Source organism: Ensifer sp. Root31, from assembly GCF_001424825.1.
In the GTDB taxonomy this organism is placed as follows: Bacteria; Pseudomonadota; Alphaproteobacteria; order Rhizobiales; family Rhizobiaceae; genus Ensifer; species Ensifer canadensis.
Window position 1 is genome coordinate 97,769 of the sequence record NZ_LMCO01000003.1, and the last position, 26,645, is coordinate 124,413.

Annotated in this window: 20 protein-coding genes; 3 read left to right on the forward strand and 17 right to left on the reverse strand. The window is 59.7% G+C overall.

Annotation, left to right across the window (positions count from 1 at the left end):
* Positions 1 to 69 precede the first annotated feature (69 nt).
* On the reverse strand, positions 70 to 1,287 hold the full coding sequence (locus ASD00_RS04515; RefSeq protein WP_057205045.1) for a deoxyguanosinetriphosphate triphosphohydrolase: 1,218 nt from the start codon (positions 1,285 to 1,287) through the stop codon (positions 70 to 72).
* Positions 1,288 to 1,500: 213 nt separating this feature from the next.
* Between ASD00_RS04515 and erpA the strand changes: the two genes are divergently transcribed.
* Positions 1,501 to 1,833 carry an iron-sulfur cluster insertion protein ErpA gene (gene erpA, locus ASD00_RS04520; protein WP_025426846.1) on the forward strand — a complete coding sequence of 111 codons (333 nt, stop codon included), beginning with the start codon at positions 1,501 to 1,503 and terminating at the stop codon, positions 1,831 to 1,833.
* 34 nt (positions 1,834 to 1,867) lie between these two features.
* On the opposite strand, the gene ASD00_RS04525 is transcribed toward erpA, so the two are convergent.
* A complete protein-coding gene (locus ASD00_RS04525) occupies positions 1,868 to 3,331 on the reverse strand; it encodes a phosphatidylserine/phosphatidylglycerophosphate/cardiolipin synthase family protein (protein WP_025426845.1) in 1,464 nt (487 codons plus the stop codon).
* Between the two features lie 205 nt (positions 3,332 to 3,536).
* On the opposite strand from ASD00_RS04525, the gene xth reads away from it, so the two are divergent.
* On the forward strand, positions 3,537 to 4,331 hold the full coding sequence (xth, locus tag ASD00_RS04530; RefSeq protein WP_025426844.1) for an exodeoxyribonuclease III: 795 nt from the start codon (positions 3,537 to 3,539) through the stop codon (positions 4,329 to 4,331).
* A gap of 26 nt (positions 4,332 to 4,357) precedes the next feature.
* Here xth and exoR read toward each other — a convergent pair whose 3' ends face one another.
* The 9 genes from exoR to ASD00_RS04575 all read right to left on the reverse strand — a co-directional run bounded on the left by exoR (position 4,358) and on the right by ASD00_RS04575 (position 18,012).
* A complete protein-coding gene (gene exoR, locus ASD00_RS04535; protein ID WP_025426843.1) occupies positions 4,358 to 5,164 on the reverse strand; it encodes an exopolysaccharide production regulator ExoR in 807 nt (268 codons plus the stop codon).
* 457 nt (positions 5,165 to 5,621) lie between these two features.
* Positions 5,622 to 6,902, reverse strand: a complete 1,281-nt coding sequence (locus ASD00_RS04540) for an OmpP1/FadL family transporter (RefSeq protein WP_025426842.1) — start codon at positions 6,900 to 6,902, stop codon at positions 5,622 to 5,624.
* A gap of 453 nt (positions 6,903 to 7,355) precedes the next feature.
* A complete protein-coding gene (locus tag ASD00_RS04545; RefSeq protein ID WP_057205048.1) occupies positions 7,356 to 10,196 on the reverse strand; it encodes a valine--tRNA ligase in 2,841 nt (946 codons plus the stop codon).
* Between the two features lie 122 nt (positions 10,197 to 10,318).
* On the reverse strand, positions 10,319 to 11,137 hold the full coding sequence (locus ASD00_RS04550; RefSeq protein ID WP_025426840.1) for a PopZ family protein: 819 nt from the start codon (positions 11,135 to 11,137) through the stop codon (positions 10,319 to 10,321).
* Between the two features lie 184 nt (positions 11,138 to 11,321).
* The gene (gene tolC / locus ASD00_RS04555) at positions 11,322 to 12,692 is read right to left on the reverse strand and encodes an outer membrane channel protein TolC (protein ID WP_025426839.1); all 1,371 of its coding nucleotides are present in this window, start codon (positions 12,690 to 12,692) and stop codon (positions 11,322 to 11,324) included.
* A gap of 287 nt (positions 12,693 to 12,979) precedes the next feature.
* The gene (locus ASD00_RS04560; RefSeq protein ID WP_025426838.1) at positions 12,980 to 13,645 is read right to left on the reverse strand and encodes a protein-L-isoaspartate O-methyltransferase; all 666 of its coding nucleotides are present in this window, start codon (positions 13,643 to 13,645) and stop codon (positions 12,980 to 12,982) included.
* Positions 13,646 to 13,879: 234 nt separating this feature from the next.
* Positions 13,880 to 14,305 (reverse strand): TonB system transport protein ExbD, encoded by a 426-nt coding sequence (gene exbD / locus ASD00_RS04565; RefSeq protein WP_025426837.1) that lies wholly within the window; start codon positions 14,303 to 14,305, stop codon positions 13,880 to 13,882.
* Between the two features lie 3 nt (positions 14,306 to 14,308).
* Positions 14,309 to 15,358, reverse strand: coding sequence for a tonB-system energizer ExbB (gene exbB, locus ASD00_RS04570; protein ID WP_057205051.1), 1,050 nt, complete (start codon positions 15,356 to 15,358; stop codon positions 14,309 to 14,311).
* A gap of 173 nt (positions 15,359 to 15,531) precedes the next feature.
* Positions 15,532 to 18,012 (reverse strand): ComEC/Rec2 family competence protein, encoded by a 2,481-nt coding sequence (locus tag ASD00_RS04575; protein ID WP_057205055.1) that lies wholly within the window; start codon positions 18,010 to 18,012, stop codon positions 15,532 to 15,534.
* Between the two features lie 317 nt (positions 18,013 to 18,329).
* On the opposite strand from ASD00_RS04575, the gene gltA reads away from it, so the two are divergent.
* Positions 18,330 to 19,619 carry a citrate synthase gene (gene gltA / locus ASD00_RS04580; protein ID WP_025426831.1) on the forward strand — a complete coding sequence of 430 codons (1,290 nt, stop codon included), beginning with the start codon at positions 18,330 to 18,332 and terminating at the stop codon, positions 19,617 to 19,619.
* A gap of 35 nt (positions 19,620 to 19,654) precedes the next feature.
* Here the strand turns inward: gltA and lpxB are convergent, their stop codons facing one another.
* The 6 genes from lpxB to bamA are packed head-to-tail and all read right to left on the reverse strand — an operon-like array spanning position 19,655 to position 26,444.
* Complete coding sequence (gene lpxB, locus ASD00_RS04585; RefSeq protein ID WP_057205058.1) at positions 19,655 to 20,839, reverse strand: lipid-A-disaccharide synthase; 1,185 nt, start codon at positions 20,837 to 20,839, stop codon at positions 19,655 to 19,657.
* Positions 20,836 to 21,723 (reverse strand): LpxI family protein, encoded by an 888-nt coding sequence (locus ASD00_RS04590; RefSeq protein ID WP_025426829.1) that lies wholly within the window; start codon positions 21,721 to 21,723, stop codon positions 20,836 to 20,838. The genes lpxB and ASD00_RS04590 overlap by 4 nt, the downstream gene beginning before the upstream one ends.
* Positions 21,724 to 21,728: 5 nt before the next feature.
* Entirely contained in the window at positions 21,729 to 22,538 is an 810-nt protein-coding gene (lpxA, locus tag ASD00_RS04595) for an acyl-ACP--UDP-N-acetylglucosamine O-acyltransferase (RefSeq protein WP_025426828.1), read from the reverse strand.
* A 2-nt stretch (positions 22,539 to 22,540) separates the two neighbouring features.
* Entirely contained in the window at positions 22,541 to 23,005 is a 465-nt protein-coding gene (gene fabZ, locus ASD00_RS04600) for a 3-hydroxyacyl-ACP dehydratase FabZ (RefSeq protein WP_025426827.1), read from the reverse strand.
* The gene (gene lpxD / locus ASD00_RS04605) at positions 22,998 to 24,062 is read right to left on the reverse strand and encodes a UDP-3-O-(3-hydroxymyristoyl)glucosamine N-acyltransferase (protein ID WP_025426826.1); all 1,065 of its coding nucleotides are present in this window, start codon (positions 24,060 to 24,062) and stop codon (positions 22,998 to 23,000) included. Before lpxD ends, fabZ begins: the two co-directional genes overlap by 8 nt.
* A 48-nt stretch (positions 24,063 to 24,110) precedes the next feature.
* Complete coding sequence (gene bamA / locus ASD00_RS04610; RefSeq protein ID WP_025426825.1) at positions 24,111 to 26,444, reverse strand: outer membrane protein assembly factor BamA; 2,334 nt, start codon at positions 26,442 to 26,444, stop codon at positions 24,111 to 24,113.
* Positions 26,445 to 26,645: the final 201 nt, after the last annotated feature.

Below are 26,645 nucleotides of genomic sequence, written 5' to 3' on the forward strand. Positions count from 1 at the left end.
ATATGGTCGGTGCAAAACTCAAAAGGAGGCCCGGTTCGGTTGAACCAAAAGCCTCCGGGCGGGGCGTCCCTACCGCAAATCGGGCGTATGGTCAAACAAACGGCGGTGGACACTGATGGCGAAGGTATCCGTCATTCCGGCCAGATAGTCGCCGACATGACGCGCCCGCGCCGGCTCGGCCATACCAGGGATCTGGTCGATCCAATAATGTTCGCGCATCAGCAAAGGGTCGGCCATGAAGGCGCGATAGAGATCGCAAACGATCGACGCAGCTCCTTCGCGCACCCGCATCACCTCGGGATGGCGATAGATCCGCGTCATCAGCAGTCTCTTGATCTGTTTGTCGGTCTCGCCCATCTCGTCCGAGAATGTCGCTATGACCCTACCAGCCTGCCTGACATCCATGGCACTTTCGGGCCTGATATCCCGGAGGCGCGTCTGCGCGACCGCAATCACGTCCTCGACCATCGCCGTGATCTGGCGGCGCATAATCTCATGGGTGAAGCGGCTCGCTTCAAGGCCGGGATAACGATCGCTGACCTCGCGCATCAGGCGGGCGAGAAACGGCACGTCCTCCAGCATCTCGAAGGTCAGGTAGCCGGACCTCAGACCGTCATCGATATCATGGGTGTTGTAGGCGATATCATCGGCGATCGCCGCCACCTGTGCTTCGAGGCTCGCAAAGCTTGCAAGCTCAAGGTCGTGAATAGCGCAATAGTCCAGGATCGGCTGCGGCACCGGGCCGTGGGTGCCCTGCCCGTCAAGGCTCAGAAGCGGCCCATTGTGTTTTACCAGCCCCTCCAGGCTTTCCCAGGTGAGGTTCAGGCCGTCAAACTCGGCGTAGCGCCGCTCGAGTTTGGTGACGATACGCAACGATTGGGCGTTGTGATCGAAGCCGCCATAGGGCTTGAGCATCTCATGCAGCGCATCCTCGCCCGTATGCCCGAACGGCGTGTGGCCGAAATCATGGACGAGCGCCACGCCTTCGGCGAGGTCCTCGTCCAGCTTCAGCGCTCGCGCCAGCGCGCGTGCAATCTGCGCCACCTCGATCGTGTGGGTCAGGCGGGTGCGATAGTGGTCGCCGTCGGCGGCGATGAAGACCTGCGTCTTGTGTTTTAGCCGGCGAAAGGCGGTCGTATGCACGATGCGGTCGCGGTCACGTTGAAAATCGGACCGCGTCGGGCTTGTCGCTTCCGGGTAGAGCCTGCCGCGCGTCGCCCAGGGATTCGACGCGAATGGCGCATGTTCACCGTAACCGAAGCCGAGCGCATTTTTGTCGAACGTCATTTCACACCTGCGTGGTCGCCCCATTGACGGGACATTCAAGCCTTCATACCTATAGTGAAAGCTACGGGAAAGCGTCGACCAAACATCGACCGATTCCGGAAGTCAAAGCAACGGTTTGGCGCTCGACATTAAAAGACATGTCGAAACCGGCCAAGTGCCGAATATGCAATGAAAACGAATCTCTCCGGTTCTTGACCCCGGCAGGAGGCAAATATGACACAGGAAACAGTGACCCTTTCCGACGCGGCCGCCAAGCGGATCGCCACCATTCTGCATTCGGACGGCCATAAGAATGCCATGCGGGTTTCCGTCGAGGGCGGTGGCTGCTCGGGCTTCTCGTACAAATTTGATCTGGTCGACGATGCGAACGACGACGACCTCGTGCTTGAAAAGGACGATGCCAAGGTCCTGATCGACAGCTTGTCGCTCGTCTATATGGGTGGCTCGGAGATCGACTTCATCGACAACCTGCTCGGCCAGTCCTTTCAGATAAAGAATCCGAATGCTGTCGCAAGCTGCGGATGCGGAACGAGTTTTTCCATCTGACCCAAGCGGGCGCATTCCCGTGCGCCGCTCATTGCTACAGATATGGCGATCCCAGCCAGAGCAGGCGGTTTGCCAAGCGCGCAGCTAAAGGCTGGGCATTCAAATCCTTTAGCGTCACCTCTTCCGCAGACTCCGCGATTGCGGCGATGCGGCTGCTGACATCGCGTGCGAAGCCGTCATCGAGCACTTCGAGATCGAATTCGAAGTTGAGGCGTAGCGACCGCGGATCGAGGTTCGTCGAGCCGACATAGGCCCAAGTCTCATCAACGGCGAGCAGCTTGGAGTGATTGAAGGCACCCTTTGCGCGCCAGACGCGGCAATGCCCCTTCAACACCTGATCGAACTGCGCTGTCATGGCGCGGTCGACCAGCAGCAGATTGTTGACCGCGGGCACGACAATATCCACCTCTACGCCACGGCGGGCGGCCGTCACAAGCGCGCTGATCAACTCCCGGTCAGGAAGAAAATAGGGCGACATCAGTCGAATGTTCTTTCGCGCCACCGAGAACGCACCCATCAGCATCTTGTGATTGGTTTCATTCGTTTTGTCGGGCCCCGACGGTACAGCGCGCATCAGAATGCCGGGCGCCTTTGCCGCCGGCGAGGTCGGCTCGATTTTCCACGTGTCACTTGCCAGAAGTTCACCCGTCGAAAACTGCCAATCCTCGGCAGAAACCTGGAAGATGTCGGCAACGACAGGCCCGGTGATGCGGAAATGGGTGTCATAGGCCGCTTCGGGACCGGCGATTTCGGTGGTGAAGCCGGCGCGGATGTTCATGCCGCCGGCAAAGGCGACCTTGCCATCGACGACCAGGATCTTCCGGTGCGTGCGCAGATTGGCATAGGGCAATCTGAGCCCCATGATGATGTTGCCGTTGAAGACGGCCGTGGGCACGCTCGCAGCCTTGAGATAACCGACGATGCTCGGTACGGAGTAGCGTGCGCCCACCGCATCGATCAGCACCCGTACCTCGACCCCTCGCCCACGCGCCGCTATCAATGCATCGGCGAAGCGCAAGCCGAGCGCGTCTCGATCGAAGATGTAACTTTCAAGCAGGATGCTGCGGCGCGCGTGGGTGATCTCATGCAGCATGGCGGTATAGGCCGCATCCCCGCCCTCGAGCATGCTTATGCGGTTGCCTGTGGACATCGCATGCCGCGACACCCGGTCACCGAGGATTTTCATTGCCGAGAATCGTTGGCCGAAACGCGTGCCAATCTCGGCATCGGATACATCGAAGCGCCCGAACTGATCGGGGCCGCGGCCGCGCAGCAACGAGCGTTGCATGCCGATGGACGAGCGGCGGATGCGGTTAATGCCGGCAACACCATAGACGACCGCCCCAACAATCGGTGACAGCAGCACGACGCCGACCCAACCGGCTGCCGCCCGAACATCGTCCTTGGTCATGGCGGCATGGATGGCCGCCGGCACGCCCAAGACGAAAGACAGGAAAACGAGGAAATGCGGCCAATAGTTCTGGATGAGGTCGATCATGTGGGGGACTATAGCCTTCGGCGGGTGGGAATCAATTCAACGGCATGCCCGCATACGGCAAGTGCGTGAAAAGCGCTGCCCGTTATTGATGTACGGGGCCTTTCTCCGCGAAAAGACCGCAGGTATCGGATTTGTCAAACGAATCCCGAGTCGTTACAAGAAGCCGTCCGGAAGGATTCACTGACATGGAAGGGCGTTTCGAGCCATGAAGATTGCCACCTGGAACATCAATGGCGTCAAGGCGCGAATCGACGGCCTGCTGGCGTGGTTGAAAGAATCGAACCCGGACATCGTCTGCCTGCAGGAGATCAAGTCGGTCGATGAAAACTTCCCGCGCCTTGAGATCGAAGCGCTCGGCTATCACGTCGAAACGCACGGCCAGAAAGGCTTCAACGGCGTTGCGCTGCTTTCCAAGCTGAAACCTGACGAAGTCAACCGCGGTCTGCCGGGCGACGACGCGGACGAGCAGGCTCGATTTATCGAAGGCGTCTTCTCCGTCTCCGGCGGCGTCATCCGCGTCTGCTCGCTCTACCTGCCAAATGGCAACCCGGTCGATAGCGAGAAGTACCCTTACAAACTGCGCTGGATGGAGCGCCTTTCCGCCTACGCGCAACGTCGGCTGGAACTGGAAGAGCCGCTCATTCTTGCCGGCGACTACAATGTCATCCCCGAGGAACACGACTGCTGGGACGTCAAGGTCTGGCAGAACGATGCGCTGTTCCTGCCTGAGACACGCCAGGCTTTTCGCCAGTTGCGGAATCTCGGCCTGACTGACGCAGTGCGCTCGACCACGGATGACGTTCCGCTCTACTCATTCTGGGACTATCAGGCCGGATGCTGGCCGAAGAATTTCGGGATACGGATCGATCACCTGATGCTATCGCCGGAAGCGGCGGACAGGCTGGTCTCGACGTCGATCGAGAAGCACGTGCGGGCCTGGGAAAAACCATCCGACCACGTACCGGTCGCGGGCTATTTCGCGTTCGAACGTCCGCTTTGAAGCGGAGGTGACGCCAAGGGCAGCGCCTAGTCGTCGTCGCCCTGCGTGTGCATGTTCTGCGACAGGTTGATCGCCTTACGGCGATCATCTTCGGTTGCCAGAGAAAATGCCTGTTCCTGCATCGACTGCAGCCATGGCCGATCCTTCGGCGAACATTGATCGAGTGCCGCGGTCATGTAGGCGAGACCGCGGATGGTCTGACCTTCCTGGAAAATGACATTGCCGAAAACGCCCATGGCGCCGGCATGACCGTTCTTGCGTGCGCGGTTCAGCCACTTCTTGGCCTGCTGGACGTTGACGTTGCCGCCCTCGCCCGAAAGCAACATGCGCGCCAACTGGAACTGCGCCTCCGATACGCCGAAGGTCGATGCAGCCTGAAAGTAAAGCTGACGTGCCTGCGACATGTCGGACTTGATGGGGCTGTCCGGAATACCGCGACGATAGTAGCCGGCAAGCGAGATCAGCGCGTTGACAAAGTAGCCCGTATCCTCGGAGCCAGGTTCGACACCCTGCTGGGCAATCTCGCTGTAAATCTTGAAGGCTTCGAGGTCGTTTTCGGCGACGCCGTCGCCGTAGGCATACATATTGGCAAGCGCCCAGCGGGAGCCGGTATGCCCCTTTTCGGCGGCATAGCGGTAGGCTTCGACCGCTTCGTCCTTGCGGCCGTTCTTGTAGGCGGAGAAGCCGAATTTGAACAGGGCAAACGGACCGGATTCCTTGCTGACACCGGTGCCCGGATCAAAGGCACGTGCCGGACCAGCCGTAGCGCCGCCGACCACCAGCGACACGCCGAGCATCGCAACCTTCAGAGACTTCAGTTCACCCGCAAGCATCACAGTCTAATTCTTCCGTTCCAGCCGGCCACGCCGAACTCATCACCGCTGCAAACACAAACGCCTGAATGACTCTTTGCCATTCACTTGTTCACCGAAACCGCCGAAAACACCGGCTCACTCAGTCCAGAATGAAACTCCATTGTGTGTAGCCTTACCGAACCATTTCCGCGGAAGTGCGGCAGTTCGTTCAAGACGACACATGACGTCATTTCGTTACAAACATTGCGGGCCCGATCCTCAAGTCGCACGTTTGTCCTTAACATCGCTGCTCCCTGTTTGTGGCGGGAAATGGACATACTGACCTTGAGTCCGACCCTAGCAAACTCTAGCATTAAATGTGTTGCTGAATCGTCACATTGGCGTCGAGCGGAACAGTCACCAACAGATGTCGCTCAAGGCAAAAAGAAAGGCCCGGTGATGAAACCGGGCCTTGCGCGTCCTGATCAATGGAGGATCAGAATTTTACTTTGATCGCTGTCGAAATCGCACCGAAGAAGTCGTTGCCATAGTCGTAGGAAACATCGTCTCCGATGACCTGGCCGTCGAAGTTGACGGCGCCAGAACTGCCGCTCGTCAGGATACCGACAGCACCTGCAAGGCGGAACTCAACATTCTTCGTGGGCGAATAGGCAACACCGGTGCCCAGCGCCCAAGTGTCGGACTGTGTGCCATAGCCATGGCTCGTGCCACGATCCCACGTTAGGCTGACGGCACCGCTCCACTGTTCATTGAACTTGTGACCAACGCCGCCAGAGATCGTCCAGCCGTCGCGATAGAGCAGGTCGAGCGAGGTGCAAGGCTGCTCCAGGGTACCGCCGGAAGGCGGGCAGAACTTGAGAACCTGAAGCTGGCTCCAGTCCGTCCACTTGACCGAACCGAACGCGACCCAGCCAGGTGCAATACCGGATTGAACTTTGAGCTCGAGCGAGTCCGGCATGGAGGCGAACCCGGCCACATCGTAGAAGTTGACCGGCGCCGGTCCGCGCACATTGCGCAGATCGATCGTACCCGCCAGATTATCCAGATCAACGGCACTGTTATAGACCAAGCTTGCGCGTACCGCGTACTCCGGTATTTCGTAGCCGACGCCGGCGCGCCAACCCCAACCGTCACCTTGGAGATCCAGCCTGCCGATGCCGGATTGCAACCCGCCGAATGCCGGCGGCACACCCGTGAAATCCTGTACCAATCTCTCCTTGAAGCCGCCGACCTCTTGGTAAAAGACGCCGCCGATGACGCGGAACTGGCCCTGCCCCATGTCAAACTTGTATGAGCAAGTCGCGGCGTAGTTGTCGCTCTCGACCTTCGTCTCAATGTTGTTGTTGGCGCCGGCCCAATTTACGCCCGGATTTGTATGAGCTCCCCATGGCTGCGAATAGTCAGCCATGCAGTCGACGTCCTCTCCGAAGCGGGCCTTGATGCCCACACGCGGCACCCAATAGCTCTCCGTGTCTTCGACAGAATTGGGACGGGAGTTCAGATTGCCACCGCCAGTACCGGGTCCGGTTCCGTTGAATGGGAAGGCTGCAGACGTCGTATTCGTATCCCTGACGTTCTTCAGTTCGCGCTGCGGGTTGACATAGGTTGTCGTCGCTTCCGCTGCATAGTCCGACGGGTCGAACAGCAGGTCGATATTGTAACCGCCGCGTTCAAGACCGCCAGCGTGCGCCGCCGATGCAACCAGAATTCCGGCCGCCAACGCAAAGACGCCCCGCTTCAAATTCTCATGAGCCATTAAGCTCCTCCCCCTGCATTTCAATCTGCGACAATCCACCTCACGTCGCCTGTGCGAAAAGTATTCTCACGATCGTGTGAAATCGCAAATGCCGCTTTCCAGGGGTATTGTGCTCATGTGCGCCATAAAATTTACGTAAGATTCTCATCATCTGAACACAATCCAAACAATTTGAAATATTTTTGCGCAATACGGGTATTTATCGACTAATGTTAGGATATTTTACCAGCATAACCCGAAAGTGTTACTCAACAACAACAGCATTGGTTTTTGCAGGAAAAAACGCGAATTTGGGTTTGAAAGCGGGGCTCTAACTCCCAGGTCGGTGCGTCAGAAAGCCACTGTTTTGGCCGAACGAATCGGCTTGGCGACACCTCTAGCGATCTCGCCAGAAAATGCGAAATCCGCGACGTTTCCGCCGCGGATGACACAAGATCAGAGCTTGCAGTACCCTCAGCCGGCTTCTGCAACCCGCGCCAAGGCGATGCCGAGGGAGTCCTTCTGCAGATCCAGTTCAACGAGACGTTCACGCTCGGCTTCGACCAGCTCCGGCTTTGCATTGGCGACGAACTTCTCGTTGGCCAGCTTGCTGAGGATACGTTCCCGCTCGACTTCGACCTTGGAGATCGCTTTTTCCAGACGCGATTTTTCGGCCGAGAGATCGATCAGGTTGCCAAGCGGCAGGCAGAACGTTGCCTCCGCAACGACGATCTGCGCGCTGCCGCCCGGCGCCACCGCCACATGGTCGATATGCTCGACGCGCGCCAGGCGACCGATGGCCGAAGCATGCCGCTCTAGCCGCTCGCGCGTCAGTGCGTTGGCTGCGACCACGATGAGTGGTGCGGTCGCTGCCGGCGGGACGTTCATTTCCGAACGGACCGAACGGATGCCGGAAACCAGATCGATCAGCCAGTTGATCTCGTCAGCTGCGGCATCGTCGGCGTAGGAGGCAGACGGCCATTCCGCGTGGCAGAGCAGGCCCGCGCGCTCACGCCCCTCGCCCGCCGTCTGATCCCAGAGCTCTTCGGTCATGAAGGGCATGAAGGGGTGCAGCAGCTTGTAGATCTCATCGAGAACATAGGCGACACAAGCTTGGGATTCGCGTTTTGCCGCTTCATCCTCGCCGCTGAAGACCGGCTTCAGCAGTTCGAGGTACCAGTCGCAGAACTGGTTCCAGACGAACCGATAGAGACTGCCAGCGGCCTCGTTGAACCGGAAGCCTTCGAGCGCTTCGGTGACATCGCGGATCGTCCGTGAGAGCTCGGTCAGGATCCAGCGATTGATCGTCAGCGACGATGCCTCGGGGATGAAGCCGTCACTATTGGTGACGCCGTTCATCTGGGCAAAACGCGTGGCGTTCCAGAGCTTCGTTCCGAAATTGCGGTAGCCGGCAATGCGAGCGGTGTCGAGCTTCACGTCGCGCCCCTGGGCGGCCATGATCGCCAGGGTAAAGCGCAGCGCGTCGGCACCGTATTCGTCCATCAGTTCCAAGGGGTCGATGACGTTGCCCTTGGACTTCGACATCTTCTGCCCATTCTTGTCGCGAACGAGCGCGTGGACATAGACGGTGTGGAACGGCTCGACCGGCGTACCGTCCGCATCCTTCATGAAATGCAGACCCATCATCATCATGCGGGCGACCCAGAAGAAGATGATGTCGAAGCCGGTGACCAAAACATCGGTCTGATAGTATTTTTCGAGTTCCGGCGTTTCGTTCGGCCAGCCGAGCGTCGAGAACGGCCAGAGCGCCGACGAGAACCAGGTGTCCAGCACGTCTTCGTCACGGGTCAGGATCTCGCCCGGCTTGAAGTTTTCAAGCAGGTCTTCGACATAGGCCTTCATTGGACCTTCGTGCGCCAGATAGTGCTGGATCGCGGCGTGCAGCGCCTCTTCCTCGGTCTTCTCTACGAAGACCTGGCCGTCCGGGCCATACCAGGCCGGGATCTGGTGTCCCCACCAGAGTTGGCGCGAGACGCACCAGGGCTGGATGTTCTCCATCCATTCGTAATAGGTCTTCTCCCAGTTCTTCGGGACGAAGTTGGTACGACCTTCCTTGACCGATGCGATCGCGGGCTTCGCCAGCGTCTTCGCATCGACATACCATTGCTCGGTCAGGCGCGGCTCGATCGGCACCCCGCCACGGTCGCCGTGCGGGACCATGTGCTTGTGCGGCTCAATCTTGTCGAGCAGGCCGCCTTCCTCGAAGATCCGAACGATGATCTTGCGCGCTTCGAAACGGTCCTTGCCCTCAAGCTCATCCCAGGCGCCATGCAGGGCCGCGGGGTCGCTGAGGCCCTCGAGGAACTCCTCATTGTCCTTGATGGTGATCCGACCTTCGATGGTCAGGATGTTGATGGCTGCGAGGCCTGCACGTTTGCCGACGTCGAAATCGTTGAAATCGTGCGCGGGCGTAATCTTGACGGCGCCCGTTCCAGCGGTCGGATCGGCATAGTCGTCACCGACAACGGGGATACGGCGGCCGACAATCGGCAGAATGACGTGTTTGCCGATGAGCGGCTTGTAGCGCGCGTCTTCCGGATTGACGGCAATACCGCTGTCGCCAAGCATCGTTTCCGGCCGCGTGGTGGCAACGACCAGGTAGTCGCGAGTTTCCCATTCCGTCGCCTTGCCGTCTTCGTCGAAGGCGACCGGATGCTGATAGGTGACACCCGGCTCGAGTGGATAGCGCAGGTACCAGAGGTTTCCGTTGATTTCGTGCTGCTCGACCTCCAGGTCGGAAATCGCCGTCAGCAGCTTCGGGTCCCAATTGACCAGACGCTTGTCCTTATAGATCAAGCCTTCCTTGTAGAGCGAGACGAACACTTCGAGGACGGCCTCCGACAGACCATCGTCCATGGTGAAGCGCTCGCGCGACCAGTCGCAGGAAGCGCCAAGCCGCTTCAGCTGGTTGAAAATCAACCCGCCGGATTCGGCCTTCCACTCCCAGACCTTCTCGATGAAGGCTTCACGGCCCATCTGGCGGCGGTGCTGCTGTTGTTCCATCAGCTTGCGCTCGACGACCATCTGCGTGGCGATACCGGCATGGTCCATGCCCGGCTGCCACAGCACGTCCTTGCCGCGCATGCGCTCGAACCGTACCAGCACGTCCTGCAGCGTGTTGTTCAGCGCATGGCCCATGTGCAGCGAGCCCGTCACGTTCGGTGGCGGGATCACGATACAGAAGCTGTCGGCGCCGGGCTTTGCTCCCGCACCCGCACGAAACGCGTTTTCTTCGTCCCACTTCTTGGCGATACGTGGGTCGACGGATGCGGAATCGTAGGTCTTATCAAGCATTTTGAAGCCAATTTTGGAGATTGATGTCTATGTCTTGTAAACCGGAACGACCGGTGCAAGTCAACACGAACGCAAAAAGGCCGCGACTGTTCCGCGGCCTCTGTATCGGAAAGGTTCAGATCCTAGCGCCGGGGGCCGCGCGCGACGCGTTCGATCTCTTCACGCACCAGCCGTTCAACCAAGGTCGGTAGGTTGTCGTCCAGCCATTCCTGCAGCATCGGGCGCAGCATTTCTTCGGCAATTTCGTCGAACGACCGCCGCGTGCTGAGGTCGACCGCCTGGGCAAGATTGTCGAAGGACTGAGCGACCTGACGACCAACCTCGGGTGAAAGGATCGCAGGCGCGGCCTTTTCGGTCACGGGCTCTTCGGCAATAACAGCCACCGGTCCGGCCGAAACGGCTACGGGTGCCGGGTCTGCTACCTTCAGCGCTTCAACAGCTACCGCCCGATTGACGGGCTCTTGTACGGCGCTCACCGAGAGACGATCAACCGGCGCCGGCGGCGCGGACACTGCTGCCATACGTGACGTGATGACCGGACTATCCTGAACGCTGCGCGAAGGCACATCCTTGACCGGCTCTTTGGCGGTATAGCTCATGGTGTGGCGCTCGGAGGCCGCCCTTACTCGGGCTGCAACGTCCGCCAGCGAAAGCGGCGGCTGCGCGATGCTCGAATGCGGCTCCGAAGGAATGACGGCCACCTCGATCTCCGGCGAAGGTGTAGCGAGCTTGGACGCCTCGCCATGGTCCTCCCGCCTGCCGAAAGCGGCAGCCTCGATTTCGCTGTCGATCGTCAGTTCAATCTCATCCGAGCCGTCGTCCTCGTATTGGTCACGCGAGGAGAAATCGGTCTGCCCCGGCTCATTGCTCTCGATGATCTTGCGAATGGATGCGAGAATCTCATCCATCGAAGGTTCACGCGCGACATTGAGCTGTGCCATTTCTATCCCCGTTTGACGCGGCAGAGCATGTGTCCCGAAACGACGCATGTGCCGATAACAAACAAACCTTAAGTGAGTCCGCGGACGAAACATACGCCACGAATCAGACACTTGGATTGTTGCACAGATTTGTTTCGATCGGCAGAAGCAGAAACGCCCCGGTTTCCCGAGGCGTTCTCTTTGATCAGCGGCCGTCGACGGTTCGAAGTCCGAACCATTTGTCCTTGACGGCTTCGTAATGCTCTTCGGCGCGATATTCCGCGACCTGCAGGCCCTGGCTCTTGACGCTCAGTGTCGCGGTGGCAGCGAGCAGACCGTAGCTTGCGACGACGGCGTCGCGCTGGGCGATAGCCAGCTGTTCCTGCGCATTCAGAACGGTCTGCTGCGAATCGAGCACGTCGAGCGTAGTGCGCTGACCAACATTGCGCTCTTCGATGACGCCGGCAAGCGCCATGTTAGCCGCCGAGATCTGCGTCTTGTTGGCGCCGATGCGCGCAATTGCCGCCTCAAGTTGGGCGTGTGCGCTCACGACGTTCTGCTGAACGGCGGCGCGCTGCGAATCGACGAGGATGCGCTGCTGGCCCAAGGTCTCCTTCGCTTGGCGAATCTGACCGTATTCCGCGCCACCCTGGTAGATCGGCACCGTCAGGCGGGCAGTAACGCTCGACGCGTTGCTGTCAAGACCGTCGCCGGAGTTGCCGGTCACGCGTCCAACCTGCCCCTGAATGCTCACGCCGGGCAGCATGGTGCCTTCAGCAGACTTCACCTGGAAGCCGGCCGTATCGACGTTGTACTGGGCGGCGAGAATGGTCGGGTGCTGACGCAATCCCAGGGCAACAGCCTGATCGAGCGAACGCGGAAGCCCCTTGGTGGCCGGCCCCGGCTGCTTGATACCCGTCGGCGCAACGCCGACGATCTGCACGTAGACTGATTCGCTCTGCTTCAACTGCGCAATGGCGGTAATCAGAAGCGACTGCGCGTCGGCAAGCGATGCCTCGGAAAGGCTGACGTCCGTGCGGGTGCCTTCACCCACGTCAAGGCGAGCCTGGGATGCGTTCAGCTGTTCCCTGAGGAAGGCGAGGTTCTGCCGGCGAATAACAACGATCTGCTGGTCGCGCGCGATGTTGGCGTAGGACGTGGCTGCTGCGAGCAGAATCTGGATCTCGTTTGCGCGAAGCGATTCGCGGTTGGCGAAGACATTCGATTCAGCGGCGCGAACATTGTTCAGCGTCTGAAAGCCATCAAAAATCATCTGGGTTACGGTGATACCGATCTGCCCCTGATGAAAGTCCCGGCTTCCGGTAAGCTCGTTGTCGACGTTTGAAAGCGTTCCGTTTGCAAAAGCCGAAACCTGTGGACGAAACCCGGACTTCGCGATCGGCACCCCTTCGTCGGTCGCCCTAAGACCAGCGCGCGCGGCGTTCAGATCCGGGTTATTTTCATAGGCTTTGGCCATTGCGCCGAAGATCGTCTCCGCCAGCACGGCCTGCGGCGCAAGCAGTACACTCGTCGAGACGGCAGCCCAAAAGGCTGCTTTGCGGACAATCGACACCATACTTCCCTCTCCGATCGGGGCGGCAAAGCCAGCCCACTATTTCCTGCGGCACCATTCCGACGTCGAAACCGGGCCGCCCTAAATACGGCGATGAAGCGCTCACACCGCCCACCGGTGAGCAAATCACTACCTCAGCACTCTTTGAAACCCGGATTCGGCCTGATCACAACTGTACACCGATACTGCGCACGATCATTTCAAAAAGAAACAGGTGGTTCGTTGCCAATTGGCAACATTGCTATTTTAGCAGCACAATCAAATGTTGAGATACCTCAATAAGTGGCACCTCAAAAAACAAAAGTCTGCTCGCGGCGGAAGCCGGGAAGCGGCTTGACCGCAGTGTTGAAATCCGCCCTTTCGGACGTCTTCCCATGCTCATGGACATAAAGCTTAGCACGCGAAGCGTTACCGAAGCCTTCAACGGCAATAAGCCGGCCGCCGTCGCGCAACTGCTCGAACAAGGCCGGAGGAAGCACTTCTACCGAACCATGAACGAAAATGACATCATAGGGTGCCTCGCCGGCATATCCCTTGCCAAGATCGCCGGTGACCACGGCAACGTTGTCATAGCCCAGCCGTGCCAAGGTTTCCGTCGCAGTTGCGGCAAGCGCTTCATCGCTTTCGAGTGCGACGACCGAACCGGCGATCAACGAAAGCAGCGCCGAGGCGTAACCGGTGCCACAGCCGATCTCCAGCACCACGTCTGACTTCGAGATTTCGGCGAGTTGCAGCAGCTTGGCGAGCGGCGACGGCTCCATCAGGTACCGCGGGCTTGCGCCCTTAGCGCCGTCGAGTTCGATGTCGGCATCGATATAGGCGAGTTCCTTCATCCGCGAAGGCACGAATTCTTCGCGCGGTACGGAGAGGAAAGCGGACAGGATCGCATGGGACGTCACATCCGTCGTCCGGATCTGGTTGTCCACCATCTTGGTGCGCGCCGCTTCGAAATTCATCATACTGCCCTCGTGTCCGGATGGCACGGCACCGGTATCCCGGATGACCGCGCAGTCGTCTTCTGGCTGCCAAATATGGCGCCTTTATATAAGCTCATAAATCGCCCTCCCGCTGGTTTCAAGCGACAGCGACATCTTGCAGCGGAAAAAGGAACGAGAAACACCGAAGCGACGTTTGCACGGCCCGGCACGGGCGGCGGCGCTGGCTGCCGCCAGAACAGAGAGAGCCTGACGTCAGCGGCCAGGCGCCCCTTCGAGCCCAACGAGGGCAATCTTCGTATAACCGGCGTTCTGGATGAGGTTCATGACCGTCATCAGCTCGCCGTAGTCGACGGCCTTGTCCGCACGCAGCAGAACGCGCGTCTCGGTGTTACCCTCCGTCAGGCGCTGAAGCTCCACCGCAAATTCCTCACGGGCTGTTTCTTCGTTGCCAATCGCCAGACCGAGGTCGGCGTTGAGCGTGACGAAGACCGGCTTATCGTCGCGCGGCGTCGGCTTGGAGGCCGATTGCGGCAGATCGACCTTCATGTCCACGGTCGCAAGTGGTGCCGCGACCATGAAGATGATCAGCAAAACGAGCATGACATCGATGAATGGGGTGACGTTGATCTCGCTGTTCTCGTCGAGATCGCCGCCGCTGTCGGTAACCTTGCCGGCCATGTCTCACCCGATCCTTGCGATCGACGCGTCTGCCGGATGGGCAAAGCCATCCTGGCGACGCGGTTGCGCCTTGCGGACCAGGCGATGATCGAGATCGCGGCTGACAAGCCGTTCGACGGCGGCTGCCGCGTCGGCGAGGATCACCTTGTAGCCACCCACCGCGCGGGCAAAGTAGTTGTAGATGATAACGGCGGGGATAGCGGCAACGAGACCGATTGCGGTCGCCAGCAGCGCTTCGGCAATACCGGGAGCAACGATCGCCAGGTTGGTCGTCTGCGCTTTGCTGATGCCAATGAAGGAGTTCATGATCCCCCAGACGGTTCCGAACAGACCGACGAACGGGCCGACGGAGCCGATCGAGGCAAGGATGCCCGTTCCGCTCGTCATGCGCTTGCCGGCGCGAACCTCGATACGCGTCAGCAGCGATGCGACGCGTTCCTTGAGACCAGCTGCCGGTGCGTGATCGAGCACAGCCTCCGAACGCACCATCTCATCGATCGCAGCGGCAACCATTTCCGCGGCAGGGCCCGCCTTGCCGTTGAATGTGGACTTAAGCTCTGCCAACCCGTTTGCAGCGGAGAGCTGACGGACGGCGCGGCTGAGGCGCGCCTTTGCGGCGAAGAGTTCAAACGTCTTGGCCACGAAAATCGCCCAGGTGATGACCGAGGCGAGCGCCAGCCCGATCATCACTGCCTTCACCACCATGTCGGCGGCAAGGAACATGCCGATAGGCGAAAGGTCGTGTGGCAGGACTGGGTTGGCCGCCGCTTCTGCTGCGGGCGTCTCAATCGACACAGCCGGTGTTTGTGCGCCGGCTTCAGACCCGGTGGCCGGAAGACCGTCGACAGTCGGCTGCTCGCCACGGGCCGCTGCATTGGCATTGGCCCGTGCCGTTCCCGCAGGTCCCGCGTCTTGAGCCTGGCTGACCGCAGGAGCGGTCGTTTCGGTTGAGGTTGTCGCCTGTGCAAACACGACCGTCGAGGGAAGACCAGAAGCCAGCACCAATGTCGCTGCGGCCAACAAATTCAGCTTCGATCGTGTTCGATTGGGCATCTTGTTCCTCGCGTACTGGTCCGTTTCGCCATCACAAAAATCACAGGGCAGCCGGAATTTCGGCCACCTCAACGTGCATTGGCCGCTCTTTACGACAAACTATGAACGAAACACAAGGATTTGTGGAGTATAAAGATCAAGAATAATTTCATGCCTGCGTTTCAATCGAGATCTCAAAGGGCGGGAGAGTTATCGACGAAGCCGTCACTTCTCCAGTCATATGCGCGGTGCCGCTCCCAAGGGCGTTGCAGCGACGTGAACGACGTCTTGAAGCGCATTTTCGGAAGCTCATCGCCCGCAACCGGCTCGGCGAAAATCTCGATCGCACCTACCAATCGCAGCAGGCGTCCACTCAGGATCCGCGCCCGGCCGGATGAACAGGTCCGCTCGGTGCTTCCCGGCACGATCAGCAGATCGACCTGATTGCACAGCACCTCAAACAGGTAGGGGTTTTCGACGAGAGCAACGGTCCAGCCGGCATCGCTTCGAGCGATGCACCATTCTTTCTCGCGGCACGAAAAAGCATTCGGCGAAACTTGGCCGAGCGCGGAGTTGATATCGTGACGGATGGCGGCGGCTGTCGCGGCATCGATGGTCCTCGTTTGCGCCTTCGCGGGCCGTAGCTTCGCCTCGGGATAAAGACCATCAGCGACCGCCCCTTGCGCGGGCATCGGAGCGACGTGGGCGTCGACCGCCAATGCCCGCTGCCATTGAGAGAAAAGGAAGTCGGAGGGACGATCCCGGTTCGTCGCAATGGCGGCGTCGGTGACCAATCCGACGAGGCGCCCATCTTCCGATACCACGATCGCCGGCAATTGCCTGTCTTCGAACGCGAGGCACACGAGTCCGGAAAACAGCAGCACGGCTCCGAGCCCTGCCAGCCAAGTGCGCAACACACACAGAATAACGCCGCCGGCAGCGATAAGAACGAATGCCAGCGGCCCGACGCGGCCGGTCAGAAACTCGCCGTCGAGCGACGTGACGAAGCGGGCGATCACCAGCATACCGTCAAGGCCCCAAGCCATGACGGCGAGCGGGTACTGCTCGAGACCGAAAGGCGTCAACACCATGGCGAAGAGGCCGAACGGCATGATCACAATGCTGATCAGTGGCGCTGCGAGAATATTGGCGAGCAACCCATAGGCCAGCAGTCGCTGGAAATAGGCGGCAGAGTAAACCGCGGTTGCAAGTCCGCCGATCAATGAGGTCGCAACCACGCCGATAACGAAACCCGTGACGAGCCGCCTGCCCCACCAACGCCCGGCGACTGCCGGCTCTTCTGCTTCCGCACGCTCGCGCCAGCGCGCATAGCCAGCAACCAACGCCAGCGTGGCGGCGAACGACATCTGGAAGCCCGGCCCCGCAACGGCAGATGGCGTGATCACGATGATGACAATCGCAGCCAGCGCGATATTTCTCAGGCTGATCGACATGCGGTCGAAGAAGACCGCAACCAGCATGTTCGAAATCATGATCCAGGCGCGGACGGCGGATACGGCTCCACCGGAAATCAAGATGTAAAGGAAGACCATTGCCAGAGCGCCCGCAGCGGCAACCTTCTTGATCGCCACGCGCTGCGCCAACCCGGGAACCGCACTCAAGACGGTACGCGCTCCGATTAGAAACGTACCTGCCGCAAGCACCATGTTGAGACCGGAGATCGCCAAAACGTGCGCCAAGCCCGCCTGTCGCAGCATCTCGACGGTGTCGCGACCAATCGCCCTTTCTTCCGCCGTCACCAGGGCTGCAGCGAGCGCACCAGTGTCGCCACCGACTGCCGTGCGGATCCGCTCGCCGACCGTTTCGCGTAGCGCGGCCAGATACTCCGCCATCCGCATCCAAAACGAGCGGTCCGCCACCGTCGCAGCACCGTCGGCTATCGGGCTAAGTGGCGCACCATAGAAGTAACCGACGGCGCCGATCTGCCGGAAATAAGAATCGAATGCGAAGTCGTTGAGGCCTGGCAACGCAGGGCCGGAAGGCGGCGAAAGACGCGCCCTGCCCTCGATCGTTGCCCCGATCGCCAACGGCGCGTGCGGGCTGCGCGACAGCACCATGGCCTTCAACGGCGCACGGCGCAACGTCGGCTTCGTGGTTTGCTCGATGACAATTCCGTAGCGCCAGTGGTCCCGATCATTCTTCTCGCGCGAAAATACCTTGCCGCGCAGGTTCGTCGTTACCGGTCCATCGAGAACGATCGTGTCGATGCGCGATGCCTCGATCGCCGCAAGCATCATTCCCGCCGTGAACAGCCCCGCTGCGATCCTCGGCGCACGCAGGGCGCGCACACGGAGGTTGCACAGCAAGGCGGCTATTCCGAAAACGCAAAGCAGCAGTGCAAGTTTGATGAGTCCGAGGTCATAGGGCAGCGAGAGCCACGTCAGCACGCCGGCGGCTAACAGGACGGGGACAAGCACCAATCCGTGGCCGAAGGCCGATTCTTCTTCGACCGCTTCGCGCCAGTGTGCGGCAATCGCCTCTGGTCGGAGGCGTGCGTGCGCGAGCGCGGCGCAAGATTTGACAAGGGGAAAAACGAGGTTGCCGCGTGCATTCGCAGGCGTTGCAGACATGCTCCCGATCGAAACCGAAGCGGGTGGTGCCGGAGCGACACGATCTGCGTCCTGCATCAAAGACCGGACTTCGATCTCGCTCATCGTACGGTACCACTCCCCTAAGACGGTAGAGGTCGATCATGCAACCAACATCACCCAACCGCAACCTGAACGTCATCTGCCGAAAAAAGCGGCAAACCTATATGGAATGGTACCGCATCATTATCCTGACAGTTATTGATCCGGTTGGACATATTGCTCTAACGTGCGATTATTGCGTCGCCATATGCACATTTTCGCATCGCACAATTTGCCTTTCGTACAGCTTGGCAGCCGAAAATAAATCATATAGCAAATTCGCGACGTTCATTTTCGTGGCATGGTCTCTGTGCCACGTTGCCATAAGACGGAGGGTCCCCATGACAGAAAAAAGCGCGGTCGTAACATTCGATGGAAAGTCGGCGGAGCTACCAGTGCGATCGGGGTCCATCGGTCCTGATGTGGTCGATATCGGCTCGCTCTACAAGCAGACCAAGATGTTCACCTACGACCCGGGCTTTACGTCGACGGCGTCGTGCGAATCCAAGATCACCTATATCGACGGTGACGAAGGCGTGCTCCTGCACCGCGGCTACCCGATCGAACAGCTCGCAGAACATGGCGACTTCCTCGAAGTCTGCTATCTCCTGCTTTACGGCGAACTGCCGACGAAGGCGCAGAAGGCTGACTTCGACTACCGCGTCACACACCACACCATGGTGCATGAGCAGATGTCGCGCTTCTTCACCGGCTTCCGTCGCGATGCCCACCCGATGGCCGTCATGTGCGGTTGCGTCGGCGCCCTGTCGGCCTTCTATCACGACTCGACCGACATCACCGATCCGCACCAGCGCATGGTCGCTTCGCTGCGCATGATCGCCAAGATGCCGACGATCGCCGCGATGGCCTACAAGTACCATATCGGCCAGCCGTTCGTTTATCCGAAGAACGATCTAGACTACGCCTCGAACTTCCTGCGCATGTGCTTTGCCGTGCCTTGCGAGGAATATGTAGTGAACCCGGTGTTGTCGCGCGCCATGGATCGCATCTTCATCCTGCATGCCGACCACGAGCAGAATGCTTCGACCTCGACCGTGCGCCTTGCCGGTTCGTCAGGTGCCAATCCCTTTGCCTGCATCGCCGCTGGCATCGCCTGCCTCTGGGGCCCGGCCCACGGCGGCGCGAACGAAGCTGCGCTCAACATGCTGGCCGAAATCGGCACGGCTGACCGCATTCCGGAATACATCGCCAAGGCCAAGGACAAGAATGATCCGTTCCGCCTGATGGGCTTCGGCCACCGCGTCTACAAGAACTACGATCCGCGCGCCAAGATCATGCAGAAGACCACGCATGAAGTGCTTGCAGAACTCGGCCACAAGGACGATCCCCTCCTCGAAGTGGCGATGGAACTCGAACGTATCGCGCTCACCGACGAGTACTTCGTCGAGAAGAAGCTCTACCCGAACATCGACTTCTACTCCGGCATCACGCTGAAGGCGCTGGGCTTCCCCACCACCATGTTCACCGTGCTGTTCGCGCTTGCGCGCACCGTCGGCTGGATCGCCCAGTGGAACGAAATGATCGAAGATCCGGAACAGCGCATCGGCCGCCCGCGCCAGCTCTATGTCGGCGCTCCGCAGCGTGACTACGTGCCGGTCTCCAAGCGTTAACGCCAAACGGAAATCAGGAAATGAGAAAAGCCCGGTCAGAGATGACCGGGCTTTCGATTTTGCAGATAGGAGAGGACGATCTCGGCGCCCAATTCGCCCGGCGGTCTGCTTGTCGCCATGCGCTGCTGTACCAGCGCGTAGCCGTCGAGCATCGACGCGCGCTGGGCCGTCGGCCCGGACAGCCGCTCGACCCAGCGGGTCAAGGCGCCCGGACGAATGCTCTGGTTGAAATACTCCGGCACGATCGGGAAATCGGCGATGAGATTGGGAAGCGCCCCGCTCCAGATGCGGATGCGGTTGTGCAGCAACCGCACAAGCCAGTCGGCATCATAGGTAGAAACGACGGGAACGCCGGCTAGCGCAAGCTCTAGGATGACCGTTCCCGACGCGGCGATTGCCGCATCCGCCTTGTCGAAGGCAGCCCATTTCTCGGTGGCTCCCACCAATATTTCCGGCTGAACCGTCCAACCGGCCGTGATCTCGCGCACCAGTTTTTCCTGGCGCGGAACCGTCGGCAGCAGCAAGCGGACGCCGGAATGCCGGCGAGCGAGTTCCTCGGTCATCTGCCTGAAGATCGGTAGCAGCCGCTTGATTTCGCTTGAACGCGATCCCGGCAGAAGCAGGCAGGTGGAAACCGCGCTACCATTGACGTCGTTCAGTCTTTCGCGTCGGCTGGCGCGGACGGCAAGCACATTGGCATCCGAGGCAAGCCGATGGCCGATATAGGTCGTCGGCGGCCCCTCAAGCTTGCGCATGGTCTCGGGCTCGAACGGCAGCACCGCCAGAACATGATCGACATAGCTGCGCATGCGCGGCGCGCGTTCCGGCTTCCAGGCCCATACGCTCGGGCAGACATAGTTGATGACAGGCAGATCCGGCAGCGCGTCGCGAACGCGACGCGCGACACGATGGGTGAAATCCGGACTATCGATGATCAGCAAGGCATCGGGGCGCGCAGCAATAATGGCATTCGCCGTCTGGCGGATGCGCAGAATCAACTTTGGCAGACGCGCGAGCACTTGCGAGAAGCCCATGATCGAAAGTTCGGAATAATCGAACAGCGATTCCAGGCCTTCGCCCTCAAGACCGTCGCCGCCAACGCCGACAAGCTCGACATCACGCCCGCATTGTGCACGCAGTGCCCGCACCAGATCTGCGCCAAGAAGATCGCCCGATACCTCGCCGGCAATGACCGCCAGCTTGTAGCCTTGTCCGCTCATGCTTTTCCCCGGTGACCGCTCCGCTCGACACCAATGACAAACAGCCCCGCGCGGTTGGCAGCTTCGATCACCTCCGCGCGCTCGAGCACCAGGGCGCGACCGGCCTCGACAGCAATTCCGGCAAGCCCGGCCGCGACAGCGCCAGCGACGGTCGATGGTCCGATCGATGGCAGATCCGCACGCAAGTCCTGCCCCGGCTTACAAAGCTTGACCAGAACGCCACGCCGACGCGCCGAGACGCGTCCTTCCGTCTTGAGTGTCGCCACCCGCTCGAGCATCGCATCGGTGCCCTCGGCGCCCTCCAGGGCAACCACGCGACCACCGACAGCGATGGCGCCCTGCCCCACGTCGAGTTCGCCAAGCGCGTTGGCGGCAGCGATGCCGGCCTCAACGTCGCGTCTGTCATCGTCCGATGGGGCGATAGCGCCAATCGGCCCTGGATCCGCCAGAAGGTTCGGAACCACCTCATGCACGCCGATCACGTGGGCGCCGCTTGCTTCGATGAGTTGCATCGCCATGCGCAAGACAGCGTCATCGCCGCCAGACACCAGCGTCTTCAAAACGCTCGGTATTCTGGCAAGCGTTTTCAGCGTCGGGCGAATGTCGCGCCATTCCGGTCTACGACGGACCCAGCCCGAAAGCACAACGCGGTCGATGCGTTGTTCTTTGAATGTGCGGCTGATGCCGGAGAAATCGCCGATGGCGAGCACGGAGTGATCGAAACCGACCCAATCGCTCTCTTCCGCTTCGCGCGAGAGCGCGATCACAAATGGATCTTCTCCACGGGCACGAACGGCCTCGGCCACATGATGCGGCAGCGCTCCGCCGCCGGCGATGATCGCGAGCCGGCCGCCAGTTGCTGCGCGGCTCGCCGTGGCCGACATCACGGTCAGGCCTTGCCGCGACTTGGTGAAGACAGTGCCCTGTCGCTTTCGGCTGCGATGAAATCGAGGATTTCGACAACAGGCGCACAGTCGGCATAATCAGCGCGAATGGCGGCGGCATTGGCGCGAACTGATTCTGGGCCCTCGAAGATCTGCTTGTAGGCGCGGCGAACCACGTGGATCGTTGCACGCTCAATGCCCGCCCGGGTCATGCCCACAACGTTCAGCCCGCTCAGGACACCGGGATTGCCGTTGAGCATGCCATAGGGAATGACGTCGTAGCTTACGGCGGAGAGGCCGCCGATGAACGCCTGACGACCGATGCGCGTGAATTGGTGCACGGCACAGCCGCCGCCAAGGATAGCGCGGTCCTCGATCGTCACATGGCCGGCCAACAACACGTTGTTCGACATGATGATGTTGCTGCCGAGGCGGCAATCATGCGCCACATGCGAATAGGCGAGGAACAGATTGTTATTGCCGACGATCGTCGCACCGCCATATTCGACGGTTCCCGCATTCATCGTGACACCTTCGCGGATCGTGCAGTTGTCGCCGATCTGCAAAATGGTGTCGACAGTGCTGTGATGCACGCTTTGCGAATCTCCGCCAATGACGGCATTCGGGAAAATCTTGGTGCCCTTGCCGACCGTCGTGCGGCCGGCGACAACGACGTGGCTCATCAGTTCCATGTCGTCTCCGAGAACGACTTTCGGCCCGATGTAGCAAAACGGGCCGATTTTGACGTTCTCACCGATGACCGCGCCATCTTCGATGATCGAGGACGGGTGGATCTTCGCTGTTGATGCAATCATGTTTAAGCGTCTTCCGTGCTGACTATCATCGCGCCGATATCAGCTTCCGCGACAAGTTGCCCGTCAACTTTTGCGTCACAATGAAACTTCCAGATATTGCCGCGCTGTTTCTGCTTCACGACATGAAACTCAACACGATCACCCGGAACAACCGGCTTGCGGAAGCGCGCATTGTCGATGGTCATGAAGTAGACGAGGTTGGTACCCGAAGCAGTCTTGCGCGCGCAGATCGCGCCCGCCGTCTGCGCCATGCCCTCGATCAGCAGGACGCCCGGCATGATCGGCTTCTCCGGAAAATGGCCGGTAAAGTGCGGCTCATTTGCCGAGACGTTCTTGATGCCGATCGCCGAATTGTCGCCGTCGATCTCGATGATCCGGTCGACGAGCAGGAAGGGATAACGATGCGGAAGAAGCTTCAGGATCTCCTGAATATCAGCCGTACCCAGAACCGTTGCCGCCTCACTCATTCGTGCCATCCTTCTTTTTCTGTCTGTCACTTGCGCGCAAGGCCATTTCGGCGACATCGCGCAGGAAATCGCGCATGGGGCGCGCTGGAATACCGCCATAGCGTTCGCCCGCAGGGACGTCGCTTGCAACGCCGCTCATGGCAGCGATCTGAACGCCGTCACCCACAGTGATGTGGCCGTTGACGCCGCTACCGCCGCCGATCATCACGCCGTCACCAATCCTGGTGCTGCCGGCGATGCCGACCTGACTGACGATGCCGCAATAACGGCCGATGCGGACGTTGTGGCCGATCTGTACAAGGTTGTCGATCTTCGTGCCTTCGCCGATGACGGTGTCGTCCATGGTGCCACGATCGATCGTCGTGTTCGCGCCGATCTCGACATGATCCTGAATGATCACACGTCCGACCTGAACGATCTTGATCATTCCACCCTTGGGGCCCGGCGCGTAGCCGAACCCATCCTGGCCGATCCGGGCACCTGGGTGAATGATGACACTGTTGCCGACAAGAGCGCAGAGAACGCTTGCGCCCGCCGCGATCGTGCAGTCTCGGCCAATGCGAACGCCCGGCCCTATGACGACACCTGCGGCAATTCTCGTTCCGCTACCAATTTCGGCGCCGGCCCCAACGACTGCCATCGGCTCGATCTCCACGCCCTCTTCAAGGCGTGCCGTCGGGTCAACGAAGGCGGCCGGCGACACACCGGCAAGGCTGGTATTGCGCGCCGGGCGCATGGCAGCCTCGTGCAAGAGTGTACCTGCCAGCGCGAAGGCCGTATGCGGCCGCGCAGTCAAGAGAACGGGAATGTGAGACGGTACGAGTGGGGCGATCGTCTTGTCGCAGATAATCGCGGAAGCCTGGCAGCTTTCCAGCTCAGCACGGTACTTGCGCGAAAGCATGTAACAGACGTCACCGGGCTTTGCCCGATTGACAGGTGCTACCGAGTGGATAGCGCGATCTGCCACCGCGCCATCCGTCAGATCCGCCCCAATTTGGTTCGCCAGGTCACCCAGACGAATCCCTTGATGGGGCGGAAAAAACCAATTCTGTTCCATGGACACTCCAGAACGATCTACTTTTGGCAGTTCTGGACTGCTTCTTTATCAGAACGACGAGGAAATACCGAACTTCAGATTCTGAACCCGGTCGAAATCTTCCTTCGCGATCGGCCAAGCGTAGTCGACACGCAGCGGACCGAACGGCGACGCCCAGATCAGGCCGAGACCGACCGATGCACGCAGCGAGGAGTCGTTACCCAGTACCGTTTCACTGGGCAGCGTAGCGACCTTATTGCTGTAGAGCGTACCTGCATCGGCGAAGATTGCGCCGCGGAAGCCGCTGTCACGCGGGATGCCAGGCAGCGGAAACGTTGCTTCGGCCGACGCCGTGAAATAGGTGGTGCCACCAAGCGCATCGCCTGTTGCCTGATCACGCGGGCCGACCCCGTTGCGCTCGAAGCCACGAATATCGTTGCTGCCCAGTTGGAACTGGTCAAAGACCTGAAGATCGCTACCGGTCTCGAAGATATGACCCGCACCGCCGGCAAGCGAAGCAATAATATCCGCCTCATCGTTCACCGTGTAATACCACTTGGCCTTACCGGTGATCTTGTAGAAATCAGAGTCGCCACCGAGGCCGGCGAACTCCTGCGTAAACGTCGCCAGAATGCCATCGTGCGGCAGTTGCGCATCATCGAGCGTGTTGTAAGTGATCGATTGCGATACCGACGAACGGACCCAGTTTCCGCCTTCAACCGCTCGGACGTAAGGCGAAGACAGATCTGCAATATTACCGCTATAGTCAAACGTCGTGAAGTTATACCGCAGCGTGGTCGACAGGTTCTCTGTGATCGGCGCCGCTATGCGCAGGCTGAAACCCTGGTCTTCATAGCTGTAGTCTTCGTCGTCGAAGTCGTTTTCGTTCTTGAAGACGTCGAAGCCGGCAGCCAGACGATAGCCAAGGAAATACGGCTCGGTGAACGAAACGTTGTAGGTCCGACTCTCTTCGCCGCGACCTGCCGCGACGCGAATGTACTGACCGCGACCCAGGAAGTTCTTTTCCTCGATCGAGGCTTCGACGAGGAAGCCGCCACCGCTGCCAGCGGAGTAGCCGGCACCGATACCGAACGAACCGGTCGACTGATCCTGTACGTCAACGATAACCACGACGCGGTCTGCCGCACTGCCAGGTGCCGTCGAGATATTGACGGTCGAGAAGTAACCGAGAGCCTCAAGGCGACGCTTGGCGCGCGCAACCATTTCCTGATTGAAGGCATCGCCTTCACCCATATCGAACTCGCGGCGAATGACGTAGTCGCGAGTTCGGGTGTTGCCGCGAATTTCGATACGCTCGACGTAGGCGCGCTCGCCCTGATCGACGAGATAGTCGACGGCAATCGTATGATTGCTGAGGTCGCGGTTACCGCGCGGCGTCACGCGGGCAAACGGGTAGCCAGCCGAAGCGACGCGCCTCGAGATCTCGCTCATCGTTTCCTGAATGTCCCTGGCCTTGTAGACCGAGCCTTCGCGGCTAAGCACGACGCCCTTCAGCGATTCGGCATCCACACCTTCAACCGTCGATTCGACAGTCACTGCACCAAAGTCGTAGCGCGGACCTTCTTCAACGGTGATCGTCACGGTGTATTCGTTGGTCGCCTCATTAAGAGAAGACTCGGACGAAACGACCTGGAAGTCGGCATAACCGCGGTTGTAGTAGAACTGACGCAGCAACTCTTCGTCAGCGCGCAGCTTGTCCGGGTTGTAGACGTCCTTGCGGGTCAGGAACGAGAAGATACCTGATTCCTTCGTCGCAATGATGGATTGCAGACGACCATCGCTATAGGCTTCGTTGCCGACAAAATTGATCTGCGCAATCTTGGTGCGCTCGCCTTCGTTGATGACGAAAGCAAGATTGACGCGACCTTCAGCGATCGGGACGACCTGGGTCGTCACAGTGACATCACTGCGACCGATCGCAGCATAGGCGTCCTTGATCGACTGGATATCCGTTTCGACCGTCGCCTGGCTGTAGGGTCCGAGCGGCTGCGTGCGGACGGCGAGCTGAAGCTTGTCGTCCTTGATCTTGCGGTTGCCGTTGAAGACGACCTGGTTGACCAGTTGGTTCTCGCTGACGGTGACGACAAGCGTGCCGCCAGCGACATTGATGCTGACATCGGAGAAATAGCCTGTCGCGTAAAGGCGCTTCACGGAAGCATCGATATCGGCGTTGCTGAAGCTCTTGCCAGGGACAATCGTGATGTTCGCACGAACCGTTTCAGCGCTGACGCGCGTGGCTCCGCGGACTTCAACACGACTAATGGTCGCGGCCTCTGCGACGGAAGCGCCTGCGAGCAATCCAACACCAGCGCCAGAAACCACCATACTCGTGGACAGCGCAAACGCCGACACCGCGTTCAAAAACCTTGAACCAGCTTTCATGTTCAAATCTTACCTTTTCCCAACGTCGCGCGGCAATTTCGTGCCGACTCCGGTCACGGTTGCCGTTTTACCCGCTTTTCCCATACAAGCAAGTCAGCTCGTTAATTTCTGTTTACTTCAATTCGAACCGTGGCTTAACGGCCACTACAGATTCGAGTTATCGTAAACAAATCCTTGCTGGACAAGCCATTGAAATCCAAT